The 14,089-nt window shown below is 72.4% G+C and carries 12 protein-coding genes; 2 read left to right on the top strand and 10 right to left on the bottom strand.

The features are described from left to right. Positions 1-20: 20 nt before the first annotated feature. On the bottom strand, positions 21-1,349 hold the full coding sequence (gene hisS / locus ACGFZ2_RS22280) for a histidine--tRNA ligase (protein WP_393271076.1): 1,329 nt from the start codon (positions 1,347-1,349) through the stop codon (positions 21-23). Between the two features lie 126 nt (positions 1,350-1,475). Next, positions 1,476-2,195 (bottom strand): MBL fold metallo-hydrolase, encoded by a 720-nt coding sequence (locus ACGFZ2_RS22275; RefSeq protein ID WP_350709027.1) that lies wholly within the window; start codon positions 2,193-2,195, stop codon positions 1,476-1,478. A gap of 258 nt (positions 2,196-2,453) precedes the next feature. Here ACGFZ2_RS22275 and ACGFZ2_RS22270 point away from each other — a divergent pair, with 258 nt between their 5' ends. Both ACGFZ2_RS22270 and ACGFZ2_RS22265 read left to right on the top strand, forming a co-directional pair. Then, positions 2,454-3,344, top strand: a complete 891-nt coding sequence (locus ACGFZ2_RS22270) for a peptidylprolyl isomerase (RefSeq protein ID WP_393456412.1) — start codon at positions 2,454-2,456, stop codon at positions 3,342-3,344. 63 nt (positions 3,345-3,407) lie between these two features. Continuing rightward, positions 3,408-4,244 carry a peptidylprolyl isomerase gene (locus ACGFZ2_RS22265; protein WP_393456409.1) on the top strand — a complete coding sequence of 279 codons (837 nt, stop codon included), beginning with the start codon at positions 3,408-3,410 and terminating at the stop codon, positions 4,242-4,244. A gap of 252 nt (positions 4,245-4,496) precedes the next feature. On the opposite strand, the gene ACGFZ2_RS22260 is transcribed toward ACGFZ2_RS22265, so the two are convergent. The 8 genes from ACGFZ2_RS22260 to ruvC all read right to left on the bottom strand — a co-directional run bounded on the left by ACGFZ2_RS22260 (position 4,497) and on the right by ruvC (position 13,902). Next, a complete protein-coding gene (locus ACGFZ2_RS22260) occupies positions 4,497-7,016 on the bottom strand; it encodes a RelA/SpoT family protein (RefSeq protein WP_393456406.1) in 2,520 nt (839 codons plus the stop codon). A 171-nt stretch (positions 7,017-7,187) separates the two neighbouring features. Next, positions 7,188-7,754, bottom strand: coding sequence for an adenine phosphoribosyltransferase (locus ACGFZ2_RS22255; RefSeq protein WP_393456403.1), 567 nt, complete (start codon positions 7,752-7,754; stop codon positions 7,188-7,190). A 101-nt stretch (positions 7,755-7,855) separates the two neighbouring features. After that, positions 7,856-9,043 carry a protein translocase subunit SecF gene (gene secF, locus ACGFZ2_RS22250; protein ID WP_393271069.1) on the bottom strand — a complete coding sequence of 396 codons (1,188 nt, stop codon included), beginning with the start codon at positions 9,041-9,043 and terminating at the stop codon, positions 7,856-7,858. A 1-nt stretch (position 9,044) separates the two neighbouring features. Beyond that, complete coding sequence (secD, locus tag ACGFZ2_RS22245) at positions 9,045-10,970, bottom strand: protein translocase subunit SecD (RefSeq protein WP_393271068.1); 1,926 nt, start codon at positions 10,968-10,970, stop codon at positions 9,045-9,047. Between the two features lie 258 nt (positions 10,971-11,228). Continuing rightward, entirely contained in the window at positions 11,229-11,570 is a 342-nt protein-coding gene (gene yajC / locus ACGFZ2_RS22240; protein WP_357704261.1) for a preprotein translocase subunit YajC, read from the bottom strand. 138 nt (positions 11,571-11,708) lie between these two features. After that, positions 11,709-12,779 (bottom strand): Holliday junction branch migration DNA helicase RuvB, encoded by a 1,071-nt coding sequence (gene ruvB, locus ACGFZ2_RS22235; protein ID WP_393456400.1) that lies wholly within the window; start codon positions 12,777-12,779, stop codon positions 11,709-11,711. Continuing rightward, positions 12,776-13,378, bottom strand: a complete 603-nt coding sequence (gene ruvA, locus ACGFZ2_RS22230) for a Holliday junction branch migration protein RuvA (protein ID WP_350709043.1) — start codon at positions 13,376-13,378, stop codon at positions 12,776-12,778. The genes ruvB and ruvA overlap by 4 nt, the downstream gene beginning before the upstream one ends. After that, complete coding sequence (gene ruvC, locus ACGFZ2_RS22225; RefSeq protein ID WP_350686934.1) at positions 13,375-13,902, bottom strand: crossover junction endodeoxyribonuclease RuvC; 528 nt, start codon at positions 13,900-13,902, stop codon at positions 13,375-13,377. The genes ruvA and ruvC overlap by 4 nt, the downstream gene beginning before the upstream one ends. Positions 13,903-14,089: the final 187 nt, after the last annotated feature.

Genomic DNA, 14,089 nt, shown 5'->3' with positions numbered 1-14,089 from the left:
CCGTACGCGCCAGTAGCGACTCAGCTGACCAGCGGCTTGAGGTCCGCCCGGGGCGGCGTCCACTCCCCCGCCGCCGCCGCGACCTGCTCACCCGAACGGATGTCCTTCACCTCGTCGGCGGCCCCGTCCGCCCCCGGGAACCAGACGTACGGAATGCCCCGCCGCTCGGCGTAGCGGATCTGCTTGCCGAACTTCGCCGCGCTCGGCGACACCTCCGTCGGCACGCCCCGCCGACGCAGCGCCTCGGCCACCCGGTTGCTGGCCGGCCGCTGCTCCTCGCTGGTCACCGCGACCAGGACGCAGGTCGGCACGTCCCGCGACACCGACAGCGCGCCGGCGCCGAAGAGCAGCCCGAGCAGCCGGGTCACCCCGATCGAGATGCCCACCCCCGGGAACCGGGCGGCGCCGGAGCTGGCCAGGTTGTCGTAGCGGCCGCCGGAGCAGATCGAGCCGAACCGCTCGTAGCCGACGAGCTGCGTCTCGTAGACGGTGCCGGTGTAGTAGTCCAGGCCGCGCGCGATGCGCAGGTCGGCCACGCACAGCCCCGGGGAGTGCTCGGCGGCGGTCTCCACCACCCGGACCAGCTCCTCGATCCCCTCGTCCAGCAGCGGGTCGGTGACGCCGAGGGCACGGACGGCGTCGGCGAAGGAGGCGTCCGGGGCGGAGATCTCCGCCAGCGCCAGGCATGCCTTGGCCTGCGACTCGCTCGCCCCGGCGGTCTCGGCGAGCAGCTCGGCCACCTTCGCCGGGCCGATCTTGTCGAGCTTGTCCACCGCGCGCAGCGCCGCCTCCGGGTCGGTCAGGCCGATGCCCCGGTAGAAGCCCTCGCAGATCTTGCGGTTGTTGACCTGGATCCGTACCGGCGGGATCGGCAGCGAGCGCAGCGCGTCGCCGATCACCAGCGGCATCTCCGCCTCGTGGTGGGCGGCCAGAGTGTCCCGGTCGACGATGTCGATGTCCGCCTGGAGGAACTCGCGGTAGCGCCCCTCCTGCGGCCGCTCACCCCGCCACACCTTCTGGATCTGGTAGCGGCGGAACGGGAACTGCAGCTTGCCGGCGTTCTCCAGCACGTACCGGGCGAACGGCACGGTCAGGTCGAAGTGCAGGCCGAGCGCGTCGTCCCCGGTCGGGCCGTCGGCGTCGGCCTGCAACCGCCGGATCAGGTAGACCTCCTTCGAGGTCTCCCCCTTGCGCAGCAACTGGTCCAGCGGCTCCACCGCGCGGGTCTCCAGCGGCGCGAAGCCGTACAGCTCGAAGGTGTCCCGGATCCGGTCGAGGACGTACTGCTCGATCATCCGCTGGGCGGGCGTCCACTCCGGGAAGCCGGAGATGGGCGTGGGCTTGCTCATGATGCTCCGTTCGCAGACCCGCGCGGTCCGCGCGGGCGAAGGCTGGTGCGGCCGGCTACAGGCCGCGGGACGAAGGCTCGGTGCGGCCGGCTACAGGCCGCGGGGGCGAAGGCTCGGTGCGGCCGGCTACAGGCCGCGGGCGGGGGCGGCCGGTCGCGCGCCGTCGCCACCCGCCACCTCGATGAGGTACGGGTTGGTCGCGCGCTCGCGGCCGATGGTGGTCGCGGGGCCGTGGCCGGGCAGCACGACGGTGTCGTCCGCCAGTGGGAGGATCTTGTCCCGCAGGCTGCTGATCATCGTCGGCATGCTGCCGCCCGGCAGGTCGGTGCGGCCGATGGAGCCGGCGAACAGGACGTCGCCGGAGAGGCAGAGCTGCTCCGCCTCCCAGGGCGAACCCGCGGCCGGCAGCCGGAAGAGCACCGACCCGCCGGTATGGCCCGGGGCGTGGTCGACGGTGATCTCCAGCCCGGCGAGGGCGAGCGTGGCGCCGTCGGTCAGCTCCGCGACGTCCTCGGGCTCCGTGTACGGCAGCCGTCCGCCGAAGAGCGAGGTGAGGTCCGCGGAGAGCCCCTTGGCCGGGTCGGCGAGCATCTCCCGGTCGCCCGGGTGCACGTACGCGGTGATCCCACGGGCGCCGCAGACCGGCGCGACCGAGAACGTGTGGTCGAGGTGGCCGTGGGTGAGCAGCACCGCGGCCGGGTGCAGCCGATGCTCGGCCAGCAGCGCGTCGAGCCGGTCGAGCACCCCGATGCCGGGGTCGACCACCACGCACTGCTCCCCCGGCGCGGCGGCGACCACGTAGCAGTTGGTGCCGAAGGCGTCCGCGGGAAAGCCGGCCACGAGCACGTCCGCTCCCCTTCCGTCGAGCTGTCGGGTCCTGCCAGCAGCCTAACCGGCGGCGCGACCGGGTTCGCCGCATCCGCCCCGGAGGCCCCGTTCGCCACAGTGACGCGTCCCGATAGACGCAGCCCTGGACCTCGTACACCACTTTCCCAGCCGGTAGCCGTACACTCTGGCGGGCGTGTGGCGTGGCGCACCTGCCGCCGAACGGGCGCAGGACGCCCGACCACCGGTGACGACCAGGGTAGAGGAAGGGGAGCACGGGTGGCTTCCAGCAGGGACCGGCAGCGCAAACTGGCGCGTGCCAAGCTCGACCGGCAGCTCGCCCGCCGGGCCGCCGCCGCCAAGCGTCGCCGGCAGATCCAGGCCGGTGTCGGCGTCACCGTCGTCCTCGCGCTGATCGTGGTCGGCTCGGCGTGGGGGCTGGGCGCCTTCGACGACGACCCGAAGGAGAACACGGCCGCCGAAGACGTGTGCCTCTGGACCCCGCAGGACGCCACCGCGAACACCAACCTCAAGGACGTCGGCACCCCGGCGACCCAGGGGCTGCCCACGTCCGGCGTGCGCCCGATGACGGTCACCACCAACCAGGGTGCCCCGGTCACCGTCGAGCTGGACCTCGCCGCCGCCCCGTGCGCCGCGGCGAGCATCGCCCACCTGGCCAGCCGGTCGTTCTACGACAACACCAAGTGCCACGAGATCACCGCCGAGGGCGCCGTGCGCTGCGGCGACCCGAGCGGCACCGGCCTGGGCGGCCCGACGTACTCGTTCTACGACGAGAACGTCCCCACCCCCGCGCCGTCGCCGTCGGCGAGCCCCGCGCCCGGCCAGCCCGCGACGTACCCGAAGGGCACGGTCGCGATGATCGCCAACCCGCCGGGCGCCAACGCGAGCCAGTTCCTGATCTTCTTCGAGGACTTCACCACGGCCGACCCGAAGTACCCGATCATCGGCCGGGTCACCGGCGGGATCGACGTGGTGGAGAAGATCGGTGCCAAGCCGACCGTGGACAATGGGACGGGGGCCAAGGTCAAGCCCAAGGACGACGACGTGGTCGTCCAGAGCCTGACCGTCGGTGAGCCCGTGGCGCAGGGGGCGTCGACTCCGGCGGCGACGCCGTCCGGCGTCCCGGCGGCCAGCCCCAGCGCCGGCTGACCCGGCCGTCCCACCAACCTCAGCGGCACCGACCGCGCCGAGACAGCCCAGGAGGATCCAGGCGTGACGTCCACCAGAGAGCGGCAGCGCGCGGCGGCCCGCGCCCGGCTCGAGAAGGAGATGGCCGAGCGCGCGGCCAGGGCCCGCAAGCGCCGGCAGACCCAGGCGATCGTGGGAGCCGCGTCGGTCCTGGTGCTCGTCATCGCCGGCACCGTGTGGCTCGCCACCACGCTGGGCGGCGACGACGACAAGACCGACACCGCCGGGCCGGCGGCCGACAACGTGCAGTGCGCGTGGACCGAGCTGCCCGCCGACCAGCGGACCAAGCAGATCAAGGACGTCGGGCTGCCGGCCGCGCAGCAGTCGAACACCGGCACCCAGACGATGACGATCGACACCAACCTCGGTCCGATCACCGCCAAGGTCGACCGGGCGGCGGTGCCCTGCACCGCGGGCAGCTTCACGCACCTGGCGGAGAAGAACTTCTTCGACAACAGCAAGTGCCACCGGCTGGTGACCGAGGGCATCAAGGTGCTCCAGTGCGGCGACCCGAGCGCGACCGGCAAGGGCTGGCGGGAGACCGACGGCACCGGCGGCCCGAGCTACCGGCTCGCCGAGGAGAACCTGCCCACCGACAAGCGCCCGCCGTACCCGGAGGGCGTGATCGCGATGGCCAACGCCGGCCCGGCCAGCACGGGCAGCCAGTTCTTCATCGTCTACGGCGACTCGCCGCTGGACCCGAACTACACCGTCCTGGGCACCATCACCGGTGGCATGGACATCGTCAAGCAGGTCGCGGCGGCGGGCGACGACAAGGCGTTCGCGCAGCAGGCCGGCGGTGGTCACCCGAAGAAGGAGATCACCATCAAGAAGCTCACCATGAGCGCCCCCCAGGGCTGACCGCCCACCCGTACGACGAGCGCCCGCCGGCCCCGCCGGCGGGCGCTTCGCTATCTCACCCCCTCCCTCCCCCATGCCCCGCCCCCGCCCCCATCCTCGCGATCTTGCACTTTGCGCCCCGACAAAAGGGGTGACCTACGCATATCGAGGGCCGAAAGTGCAAGATCGCCGCGGCGAGGGGGCGCGGGTGCGTAGCGGGGCAGGGTGGGGTGGGGTTGGGGGTGGGGGTGGGGTGGGGTTGGGGTGGGTGGGTCAGGCGCCGGAGGTGACGCGGTAGGCGTCGAAGACGCCGTCGACCTTGCGGACCGCGGCCAGCAGGTGGCCCAGGTGCTTCGGGTCGGCCATCTCGAAGCTGAACCGGCTCACCGCCACCCGGTCGCGGGTGGTGGTGACCGTCGCGGAGAGGATGTTGACCCGCTCGTCGGAGAGCACCCGGGTGACGTCGGCGAGGAGCTTGTGCCGGTCCAGCGCCTCGACCTGGATGGCGACCAGGAACGTCGACGCGGACGTGAGCTTCCAGCTCACCTCGACCACCCGCTCGTTCTGCGCCCGCAGGTCCTCGGCGTTGGCGCAGTCGTCGCGGTGCACGCTCACCCCGCCGGAGCGGGTCACGAAGCCGAAGACCGAGTCCGGCGGGACGGGGGTGCAGCAGCGCGCCAGCTTGATCCACACGTCGCTGACCCCGCGGACCACGACGCCCGGGTCCGCGCTGCTCTGCCGGCTGCGCGGCGGCCGGGTGGCGACGGCGGTCTCGGCGATGTCCTCCGCCGCGCCCTCCTCGCCGCCGTACGCGGCCATCAGCTTCTGCACCACCGACTGGGCGGAGACCTGGCTGTCGCCGACCGCGGCATAGAGCGAGGCGACGTCGGCCAGGTGCAGGTCCCGGGCGATCGACATCAGCGCGTCCGAGGTGAGCATCCGCTGCAACGGCATGCCCTGCTTGCGCATCGCCTTGACGATCGCGTCCTTGCCGGCCTCGATCGCCTCCTCGCGCCGCTCCTTGTTGAAGTACTGACGGATCTTCGTGCGCGCCCGAGGGCTCTTGACGAAGCCCAGCCAGTCCTGCGTCGGCCCGGCCGTCTCGGACTTCGACGTGAAGATCTCGATCACGTCGCCGTTGGACAGCGTCGACTCCAACGGCACCAGCTTGCCGTTGACCCGCGCCCCGATGCACTTGTGCCCGACCTCGGTGTGCACCGCGTACGCGAAGTCCACCGGCGTCGACCCGGTCGGCAGCGGGATGACGTCACCCTTCGGGGTGAAGACGTAGACCTCCTGGCTGGACAGGTCGAAGCGCAGCGCGTCGAGGAACTCGCTCGGGTCGGCCGCCTCCCGCTGCCAGTCCAGCAGCTGGCGCAGCCAGGTCATCTCGTCGATGTGCGCCGGCGGGCCGACGATCTGGGTGCCCTTGTGCTCCTTGTACTTCCAGTGCGCGGCGATGCCGAACTCGGCGGTGCGGTGCATCGCGTACGTGCGGATCTGCATCTCCACCGGCTTGCCGGTGGGCCCGATGACCGTCGTGTGCAACGACTGGTACATGTTGAACTTGGGCATCGCGATGTAGTCCTTGAACCGGCCCGGCACCGGCTGCCAGTTGGCGTGGATCACGCCCAGCGCCGCGTAGCAGTCCCGCACCGTGTCGACCAGGATCCGCACCCCGACCAGATCGTAGATGTCGTTGAAGTCGCGACCCCGCACGATCATCTTCTGGTAGATCGAGTAGAGGTGCTTCGGCCGCCCGGTGGTCTCCGCCTTGATCTTGGCGGCCTTCAGGTCGGTCTGCACCTTCTGGGTCACCTGACGCAGCAGCGCCTCGCGCTGCGGCTGGTGCTCCCCGATCAGCCGGTTGATCTCCTCGAACCGCTTCGGGAAGAGCGTCCCGAAGGCGAGGTCCTCCAGCTCCCACTTGATGGTGTTCATACCCAGCCGGTGAGCCAGCGGGGCCAGGATCTCCAGCGTCTCCTTCGCCTTCTGCTCCTGCTTCGGACGGGGCAGGAAGGTGAGGGTACGCATGTTGTGCAGCCGGTCGGCCAGCTTGATCACCAGCACCCGCGGGTCCTTGGCCATCGCGACGACCATCTTGCGGATCGTCTCGGCCTTGGCCGCGTCGCCCAGCTTGACCTTGTCGAGCTTGGTGACCCCGTCGACGAGCAGCGCGACCTCGCCGCCGAAGTCGGCGCGCATCTGGTCGAGCGTGTATTCCGTGTCCTCGATGGTGTCGTGCAGCAGCGCGGCGACCAGGGTGGTGGTGTCCATCCCGAGGTTGGCCAGGATGGTGGCCACCGCGAGCGGATGGGTGATGTAGGGGTCGCCGGACTTGCGGTACTGCCCCGAGTGCCAGCGGGCCGCGGTGTCGAAGGCACGCTGGAGCAGCCGCGCGTCGGCCTTGGGGTGGGCGTCCCGATGGGTCGAGATCAGCGGCTCGAGCACCTCGCTGACCTGCGAGGACTGCCACGGCGCGTTGAACCGCGCCAGCCTGGCCCGGACGCGGCGGCCGGTGGGCGCGGTGGAGAGCGCGAAGCCGGCGCTGGGCAGGGGATCACCGTCGGCGGGGAACGGGAGCACGACCCCCTCGGTCGCCGCGCCCGCGCCACCGGCCGGGCCGGCCGTCGCGCCGGACCGCGCGGTGTCGGCCGGACCGGTCACGCCGGAGCCGTTGCCGGAGCCCGCGCCCCGGGTCGGCGCGTCACCGTTCCGTGCGGTCACCGAGCCGTCCGCGTCGCCTGTCGGGTGCACCGTGCCCTCCACCGGAGGGGCGACATCGTGGGACACCGGCCTCCTCACCGCTCGCCGGGAATACACCGACCGTGCGCCGGTCGGCCTGGTCTCGCGCCGTCCGGACGGGCCCCCGCCCGGTCAGCAAAGGGCAATGCTACCCGCACGCACGGTGCGCCGCCGCTCCGCCGGACGGACCGCACCGGGTCCGCCCGACGGTCGGGGTGCTCAAACGGTCAGCAGGGCATGCACCGGGCGCGGCGACAACCGCTCCCGCGCGCCGAGGAAGCCGAGTTCCAGCAGCACGGTGAAGCCGGCCACGGTGCCCCCGGCCCGCTCCACCAGGTCCAGCGTCGCCTCGGCGGTGCCGCCGGTGGCCAGCACGTCGTCGACCACCAGCACCCGGTGCCCGGCCGTGAACGCGTCCTGGTGCACCTCCAGGGTGGCCTGGCCGTACTCCAGGTCGTAGGAGGCCGAGTACGCCGGGCGGGGCAGCTTCCCGGCCTTGCGCACCGGCACCACGCCGACCCCGGTCGCGTACGCGACGGCTGCCGCGACCACGAACCCGCGCGCCTCCATGCCGACGACGGCGTCGAACGAGTCCCGCCCGTGGTACGCGACGATCTCGTCGACCACCTGGCGGAACGCCTCACCGTCGGCGAACAGCGGCATCAGGTCCTTGAACATGACACCGGGCTTGGGGAAGTCGGGCACGTCGAGCACCCGGCTGGCCACCAGCTTCGCGGCCTCCGGGCCGCTGTCTCCCCGTACCCCGGTGCTGTGGGTCTCCGTCACGGCAGTCCGCTCCCCTTCCACGACGACGGCGTCCTCCCTGCTGCTCGCACAGCATGAAGGACGCCGCCGGTTCGATTCCTACCGGGTGTCTCCGGCCCAGGTCAGCGCCGCTTTCCGCCGCCCGGCCGGTTGCCGCCGCCGGCCGGACGCCCGCCCCGGACGCCGGTCGACCGCTTCCCCGCCGGCCGCGCGCCCACCTTCGGCGCGGCGCCGGCCAGCGCCGCCGATTCCGGGTCGACCGGCTCGTCCGCGGCCTCCCCGGTGCGGGGCGCACCCTTCGGGGTGACCTCGCCGCGGGCGATCGCGCCCCGGCGGGCCAGCACCCGCTTGTTGTGCGCCTGGATCCGCGGCTCGTAGTTCTTGAGCAGCACCAGCAGCGGCGTGGCCAGCAGGATCGAGGTCAGGAACGCCACCGCCATACCGACGAAGAGCACCAGGCCGAGGTCCTTCAGGGTGCCCGCGCCGAGCAGGCCGGCACCGATGAAGAGCAGACCACCGACCGGCAGCAGCGCCACCACCGAGGTGTTCAGCGACCGCATGAGGCTCTGGTTGATCGCCAGGTTGGCCGCCTCGCCGTACGTCTGGTTGTTGTTCGCGGTGATGCCGCGGGTGTTCTCCTGCACCTTGTCGAAGACCACCACCACGTCGTAGAGCGCGAAGCCCAGGATCGTGAGGAAGCCGATGACCGTCGACGGGGTGACCTCGAAGCCGACCAGCGAGTAGACGCCGGCGGTGAGGATCAGGTTCATGATCAGCGAGGAGACGGCGGCGACCGCCATCCGCCACTCGAACCGCAGGATCAGGTAGACCATCACCAGCGCGATGAAGATGACCAGACCGAGCATCGCCCGGGAGGTGACCTGGCTGCCCCACGCCTCGCTGACCTGGTTGCCGCTGATGGTGGTGGGGTCGATGCCGAACTCCTCGGCGATCTCGACCTTGACGGCGTTGGCCTGCTCGGCGCTGAGCTGCGTGGTGCGCACCTCGTAGAAGTCGCCGCCGGTGCCGCCGACCTTCTGCGTGGTGACCACGTTGGCGCCGTCGCCGGCCGTGGCGAGGGCCGTTTTGACCTTCGCCTCGGTCTGCTCCATGGTGCCGACGCTGGCCGGGACCTGGAACGAGTTGCCGCCGGCGAACTCGATGCCGAGGTGGAACCCGCGCAGCCCGAAGCTGAGGAGCGCCAGCAGGATCAGCGTGCCGGCGACGGCGAACCAGAGCTTGCGCCGGCCGATGATGTCGAGGCCGGCCTCGCCGCGGTAGAGGCGGCTCGCGAGACCACTCTTTGCCATCTCAGGCCTCCTTCACGCGCGGGTTGCGGGGCTTGGCCTCGTCGGCCGTCCGGGCCGGAAGCGCCCGCCCGAGACCACTGACCCGCGGGGACAGGAACGCCCGGGTGCGGGCGAACATCGTCATGATCGGGTGCCGGAAGAGGAAGACCACGACCAGGTCCAGCACGGTCGCCAGGCCGAGGGCGAAGGCGAAGCCCTTCACCGCGCCGACCGAGACCACGTAGAGCACCACCGCCGACATCAGCGTGATCGCGTTGGCCGAGATGATCGTCCGGCGGGCCCGGATCCAGGCGCGCGGCACGGCGCTGCGGGGGCTGCGCCCCTCCCGGATCTCGTCCTTGAGCCGCTCGAAGTAGATGACGAACGAGTCCGCCGCCACACCGAGCGAGACGATCATGCCGGCGATGCCGGCGAGGGTGAGGGTGAAGCCGATCTGCCGGCCGAGCACCACCAGCGCGCCGAAGACCAGCAGCGCCGACAGGATCAGGCTCAGGAAGATCACCGAGCCGAGCAGGCGGTAGTAGAAGAACGAGTAGATGATGACCAGCAGCATGCCGATGCCCGCCGCGAGGAGACCGGCCCGCAGGTGGCTGGCGCCCAGGGTGGCGGTGACGTTCTGCGACTCCTGCTCCTCGAAGGTGACCGGCAGCGCGCCGTAGCGGAGCTGGCCCGCGAGGGTGCTGGCGTCCTTCTGGGTGAAGTTGCCGGTGATCTGCGAGTTGCCGGTCAGCACGCCCTGGATCTCGGGCGAGGAGACGATCTCGTTGTCCAGCACGACGGCGACGCGGCACTTGCCGTCCTGGCCGAGCGCGGTGGCGTCGCAGGCCTGGCCCTCGTTGTTGAACGCCTCGCGGGTCAGGTTGGTCCACTTGTCCTGGCCCGGGCCGGAGAAGTCCAGGCTGACCACCCACTGGCTGGTCTGGTCGAGCACCGCGTTGGCGTCGTCGACGTCGGTGCCGAGCACCTTCGCCTGGTCGAGCAGGTACTTCGCGGCGCCGTCCTCGCAGGCGACCACCTGCTGGTCGGGGGCGGAGATCGACGCCGGCGGCCGCTTGTCGAGCTGGGCGCAGCTGATCTGCGGCACGTTGAACTGCATCTGCGCCGGCAGCACCGCGACCTCGCGCGGGTCGAGGGCGGCGAACGGCTTGAGCTTCTCCGCCAGCGACGGGTCGGCGGTCAGGTCGGCCGGTGCCTGGAGGCCGCTCGCGGCGGCCCAGGCGGCGGCGCCGACCTTCTGCTCGACGGCCTTGCGCTGCTCCTCGACGCTCTGCGGCACCGGCTGGCTGCTCGCACTGGGCGAGGGCGCCGCGGCGCTCGGCGAGGCCGGAGCCGACGCCGACGGGCTGGCGCTCGGCGCCGGCGCCATGCCGCCCTGGCCGCCGCTCGCCGACGGGGTCACCTTCGGCCCGGCGGTGCCGGACGGGGAGGCGCTGCCCGAGGGCTTCGCGCTGCCCGACGGGGCCGGGGTCGCGCTGCCGGACGGCGCCGGGGTGGCGGTCGGCGCCGGGGCGGCGGCCGCGCCGCTGCCGTCGGCGGCCTTGAGCAGCTTGCGGAAGCGCAGCTCGGCGGCGCTGCCGACCTCGGTGATGTCGCGGTTCTCACCGGGGAGGGAGATCACGATGTTGCGGTTGCCCTCGGTGACCACCTCGGCCTCGGCGACGCCGAAGGCGTTGACGCGGCTCTCGATGATCTGGCGGGCCTCCTCGAGGTTCTCCGCCGTCGGGGCCCGGCCGTCGACGGTGTTGGTCGCCTCCAGCGTCAGCCGGGTGCCACCGACGAGGTCCAGGCCGAGCTTGGGCTCCAGCCGGTCCTTCAGGCCGCCGCTGGCGCCGCCCGCGAAGAACACCAAAAGATAGAGGACGACGAAGATGAGCCCGAGCACGGCCAGTTGCCGTCCGGGGCGCATCTGTCCCTGAGGTGGTGCCACGGCTGTCCTGTCTCCCTGTACGGTCGCGCCGCTGGTGCGGCGGGTGTCGGCCGGTGCGGCCGGCGATCCTGACGGGCCGGCGTCGGAGGCCGGCGCGCGGGCCCCGACGTCGCGGCGCGGGGGCGCCGAGCGGAGCGTGGACGTGCCGGCTCCCGCCGTCGGGCCCAACTATCCAGTTTTCACGTCGTCTCCGCTGCCCCTTCCGGCACGGCGGTCACCGCGAGCCGGCGACCGCCGCCCCGGGGCGGGAGCGACGCCTCACTCCTTGACGGCGTCCGCGTCCTCGGCGGCCGGCTCGGCGGGACGCTCCGCCTGGCTGACCACCCGGGCGATCGCCGGGCGGGCGTACCGGGTCTGCACACCGGGCGCGACCTCCAGCAGGACGGTGTCGTCGTCCACCCCGGTAACCGTGCCGTAGAGCCCGCCGATCGTGACCACCTCGTCGCCGGGGGCGAGGGCGGACTGCATGTCCGCCGCCTCGCGGCGGCGCTTCTGCTGGGGGCGGATCATCATGAAGTACATGACGCCGAAGAGCAGAGCGATCATGAGGATCGGCGTCAGGCTGCCGGCACCCCCGCCGCCCTCTGCTGCGTAAAGCACGGTGAAAGACCTTCCCATTGGCCGCCGACCCGGCACGGGTGTGCCGGAGCGGAGGCGGATTCTCACGTCCTGTACAGACCGGCGCGAGTCTAATCCCTGCACCTGGGAACGCCGAATGCGGCACAGATCACGTTCGCATCACGGCTGATCAGCATCCGCAGAGAACAGATCGGGCGCGACAGGGGCATCCGTGCCAAATGTACCATTCGGTGGCGTACGCCCCAAGTGCCGCCAGGCAGCCTCGGTGGCGACCCGGCCGCGCGGCGTACGGGCCAGCAGGCCGGCCCGGACCAGGAACGGCTCGCACACCTCCTCGACCGTGTCCGGCTGCTCCCCCACCGCCACGGCGAGGGTGGACAGGCCGACCGGCCCGCCCCGGAACGAGTCGACCAGCGCGGTCAGCACCGCCCGGTCCAGCCGGTCCAGGCCGAGCGCGTCGACGTCGTACACCTTCAGGGCCGCCCGGGCGGTCTCCAGGGTGACCACGCCGTCGGCGCGGACCTCGGCGAAGTCGCGGACCCGGCGCAGCAGGCGGTTGGCGATCCGGGGGGTGCCCCGGGAACGGCCGGCGACCTCCGCGGCGCCCTCGTCGGTGATCGGCACGCCGAGGATCCGGGCCGACCGGCGCAGCAGCACCTCCAGGTCGGCCGGGGAGTAGAAGTCGAGGTGCGCGACGAAGCCGAAGCGGTCCCGCATCGGCCCGGTCAGCAGGCCCGAGCGGGTGGTCGCGCCGACCAGGGTGAACGGCTCGACGTCCAGCGGGATGGCGGTCGCGCCCGGGCCCTTGCCGACGATCACGTCGACCCGGAAGTCCTCCATCGCGCTGTAGAGCAGCTCCTCGGCCGGCTTGGCGATCCGGTGGATCTCGTCGATGAAGAGCACGTCGCCCTCGGCGAGGCTGGTCAGGATGGCCGCCAGGTCGCCCGAACGCTCGATCGCCGGGCCGCTGGTCACCCGGATGCCCGAACCCAGCTCGGCGGCGACGATGTTGGCCAACGTCGTCTTCCCAAGGCCAGGCGGGCCCGAGAGGAGGATGTGATCGGGCGGGGAGCCGCGCCGCATCGCGCCCTGGAGCAGCAGGTCGAGCTGGTCGCGCACGCGGTGCTGGGCGATGAACTCCTCCAGCCGCTTCGGCCGGACGCTGGCCTCCGCGTCCAGTTCCGCGTCGTTGACGTAGGCGGAGACCAGGTTGCCGTCGGGACCGGTCACCGGGTGCGGCCCAGCAGTCGGATGGCCTGCTTGAGCAGCACCGGCACGGGCGGCACGTCACCGTCGACGGTCTCCGCCACCGCGGCGACCGCCTGGTCGGCCTGCCCGGCCGTCCAGCCCAGCCCGACCAGCGCCTGCCGCACCTGCTCGGGCCACGCCCCGCCGGTCACCCCGGCCGCCCCGTCGGCGCCGACCGGGACCGGGCCGACCCGGTCGCGCAGCTCCAGGACCAGGCGCTCGGCGCCCTTCTTGCCGATGCCGGGCACCCGGGTCAGCGCGGCGGTGTCGGCGTTGGCGATCGCCTTGCGTACCGCGTCGGGGGTGTGCACGGCGAGCACGGCCTGGGCCAGCCGGGGGCCGACCCCGCTGGCGGTCTGCAGCAGCTCGAAGAGCTGCTTGGCGTCGTCGTCGGCGAAGCCGTAGAGGGTGAGCGAATCCTCCCGGACGACCAGGCTGGTGGCCAGCCGGGCGGGCTGGCCGACCCGCAGCTCGGCGAGGGTGCCGGGGGCGCACTGCACCGCCAGGCCCACCCCGCCGACCTCCACGACCGCGTGGTCCGGACCGGTCGCGGTCACCACCCCGCGCACGCTGGCGATCATCTGGCTCCTCCTCGTCGTACCCGGTCGGCCGCGGCGGCCAGCTTGGAGCGCGTCCCGCCGCGCCACACGTGACAGATGGCCAGGGCGAGGGCGTCGGCGGCGTCCGCCGGCTTCGGCGGCTCGGGCAGCCGCAGCAGCCGGGTGACCATGGCCGTCATCTGGGCCTTGTCGGCCTGACCGGAACCGGTCACGGCCGCCTTCACCTCGCTGGGCGTGTAGGTCTGCACGGGCAGTCCGGCGCGGGCGCCGGCGAGCACGGCGATCCCGCTGGCCTGGGCGGTGCCCATCACCGTGCGGACGTTGTGCTGGCTGAACACCCGCTCGACGGCGACACTGTCCGGCCGGTGCTCGGCGACCAGGTCGGTGAGCGAGCGGTCCAGGTGCAGCAGACGCAGCGGCAGCTCGTCGCCGGGGTCGGTGTAGACGACGTAGTAGGCGACCAACGTGCAGGGCCGCCCCGGCACGCCCTCGACCACGCCGACCCCGCACCGGGTCAGCCCCGGGTCGACGCCGAGCACCCGCACGCCGCCTCCTCCCCCAGCCGTCAGCAGTACGTGTGTTCGACACCCTACCGAGCCGGACGACGGCCCGGTGCCGGGGACACGCCGGGCGCGCCGACACGCCGCCGATGTGCCGCGTGGACCACACACTCCGGCCGTCGAGTATGTGCCGCCGCCCCATGTGCGCCCGGACACACAGCTCGTAACTTCA

It is taken from the genome of Micromonospora sp. NPDC048063, from assembly GCF_043202855.1.
GTDB lineage: Bacteria > Actinomycetota > Actinomycetes > Mycobacteriales > Micromonosporaceae > Micromonospora.
This window is presented reverse-complemented; position numbering and strand designations above follow the sequence as displayed.

Excerpts from the sequence above, each read along its gene's own strand:
- hisS (WP_393271076.1), bottom strand. The coding sequence starts at position 1,349 with ATGAGCAAGCCCACGCCCATCTCCGGCTTCCCGGAGTGGACGCCCGCC.
- secF (WP_393271069.1), bottom strand. The coding sequence starts at position 9,043 with ATGGCAAAGAGTGGTCTCGCGAGCCGCCTCTACCGCGGCGAGGCCGGC.
- ruvA (WP_350709043.1), bottom strand. The coding sequence starts at position 13,378 with ATGATCGCCAGCGTGCGCGGGGTGGTGACCGCGACCGGTCCGGACCAC.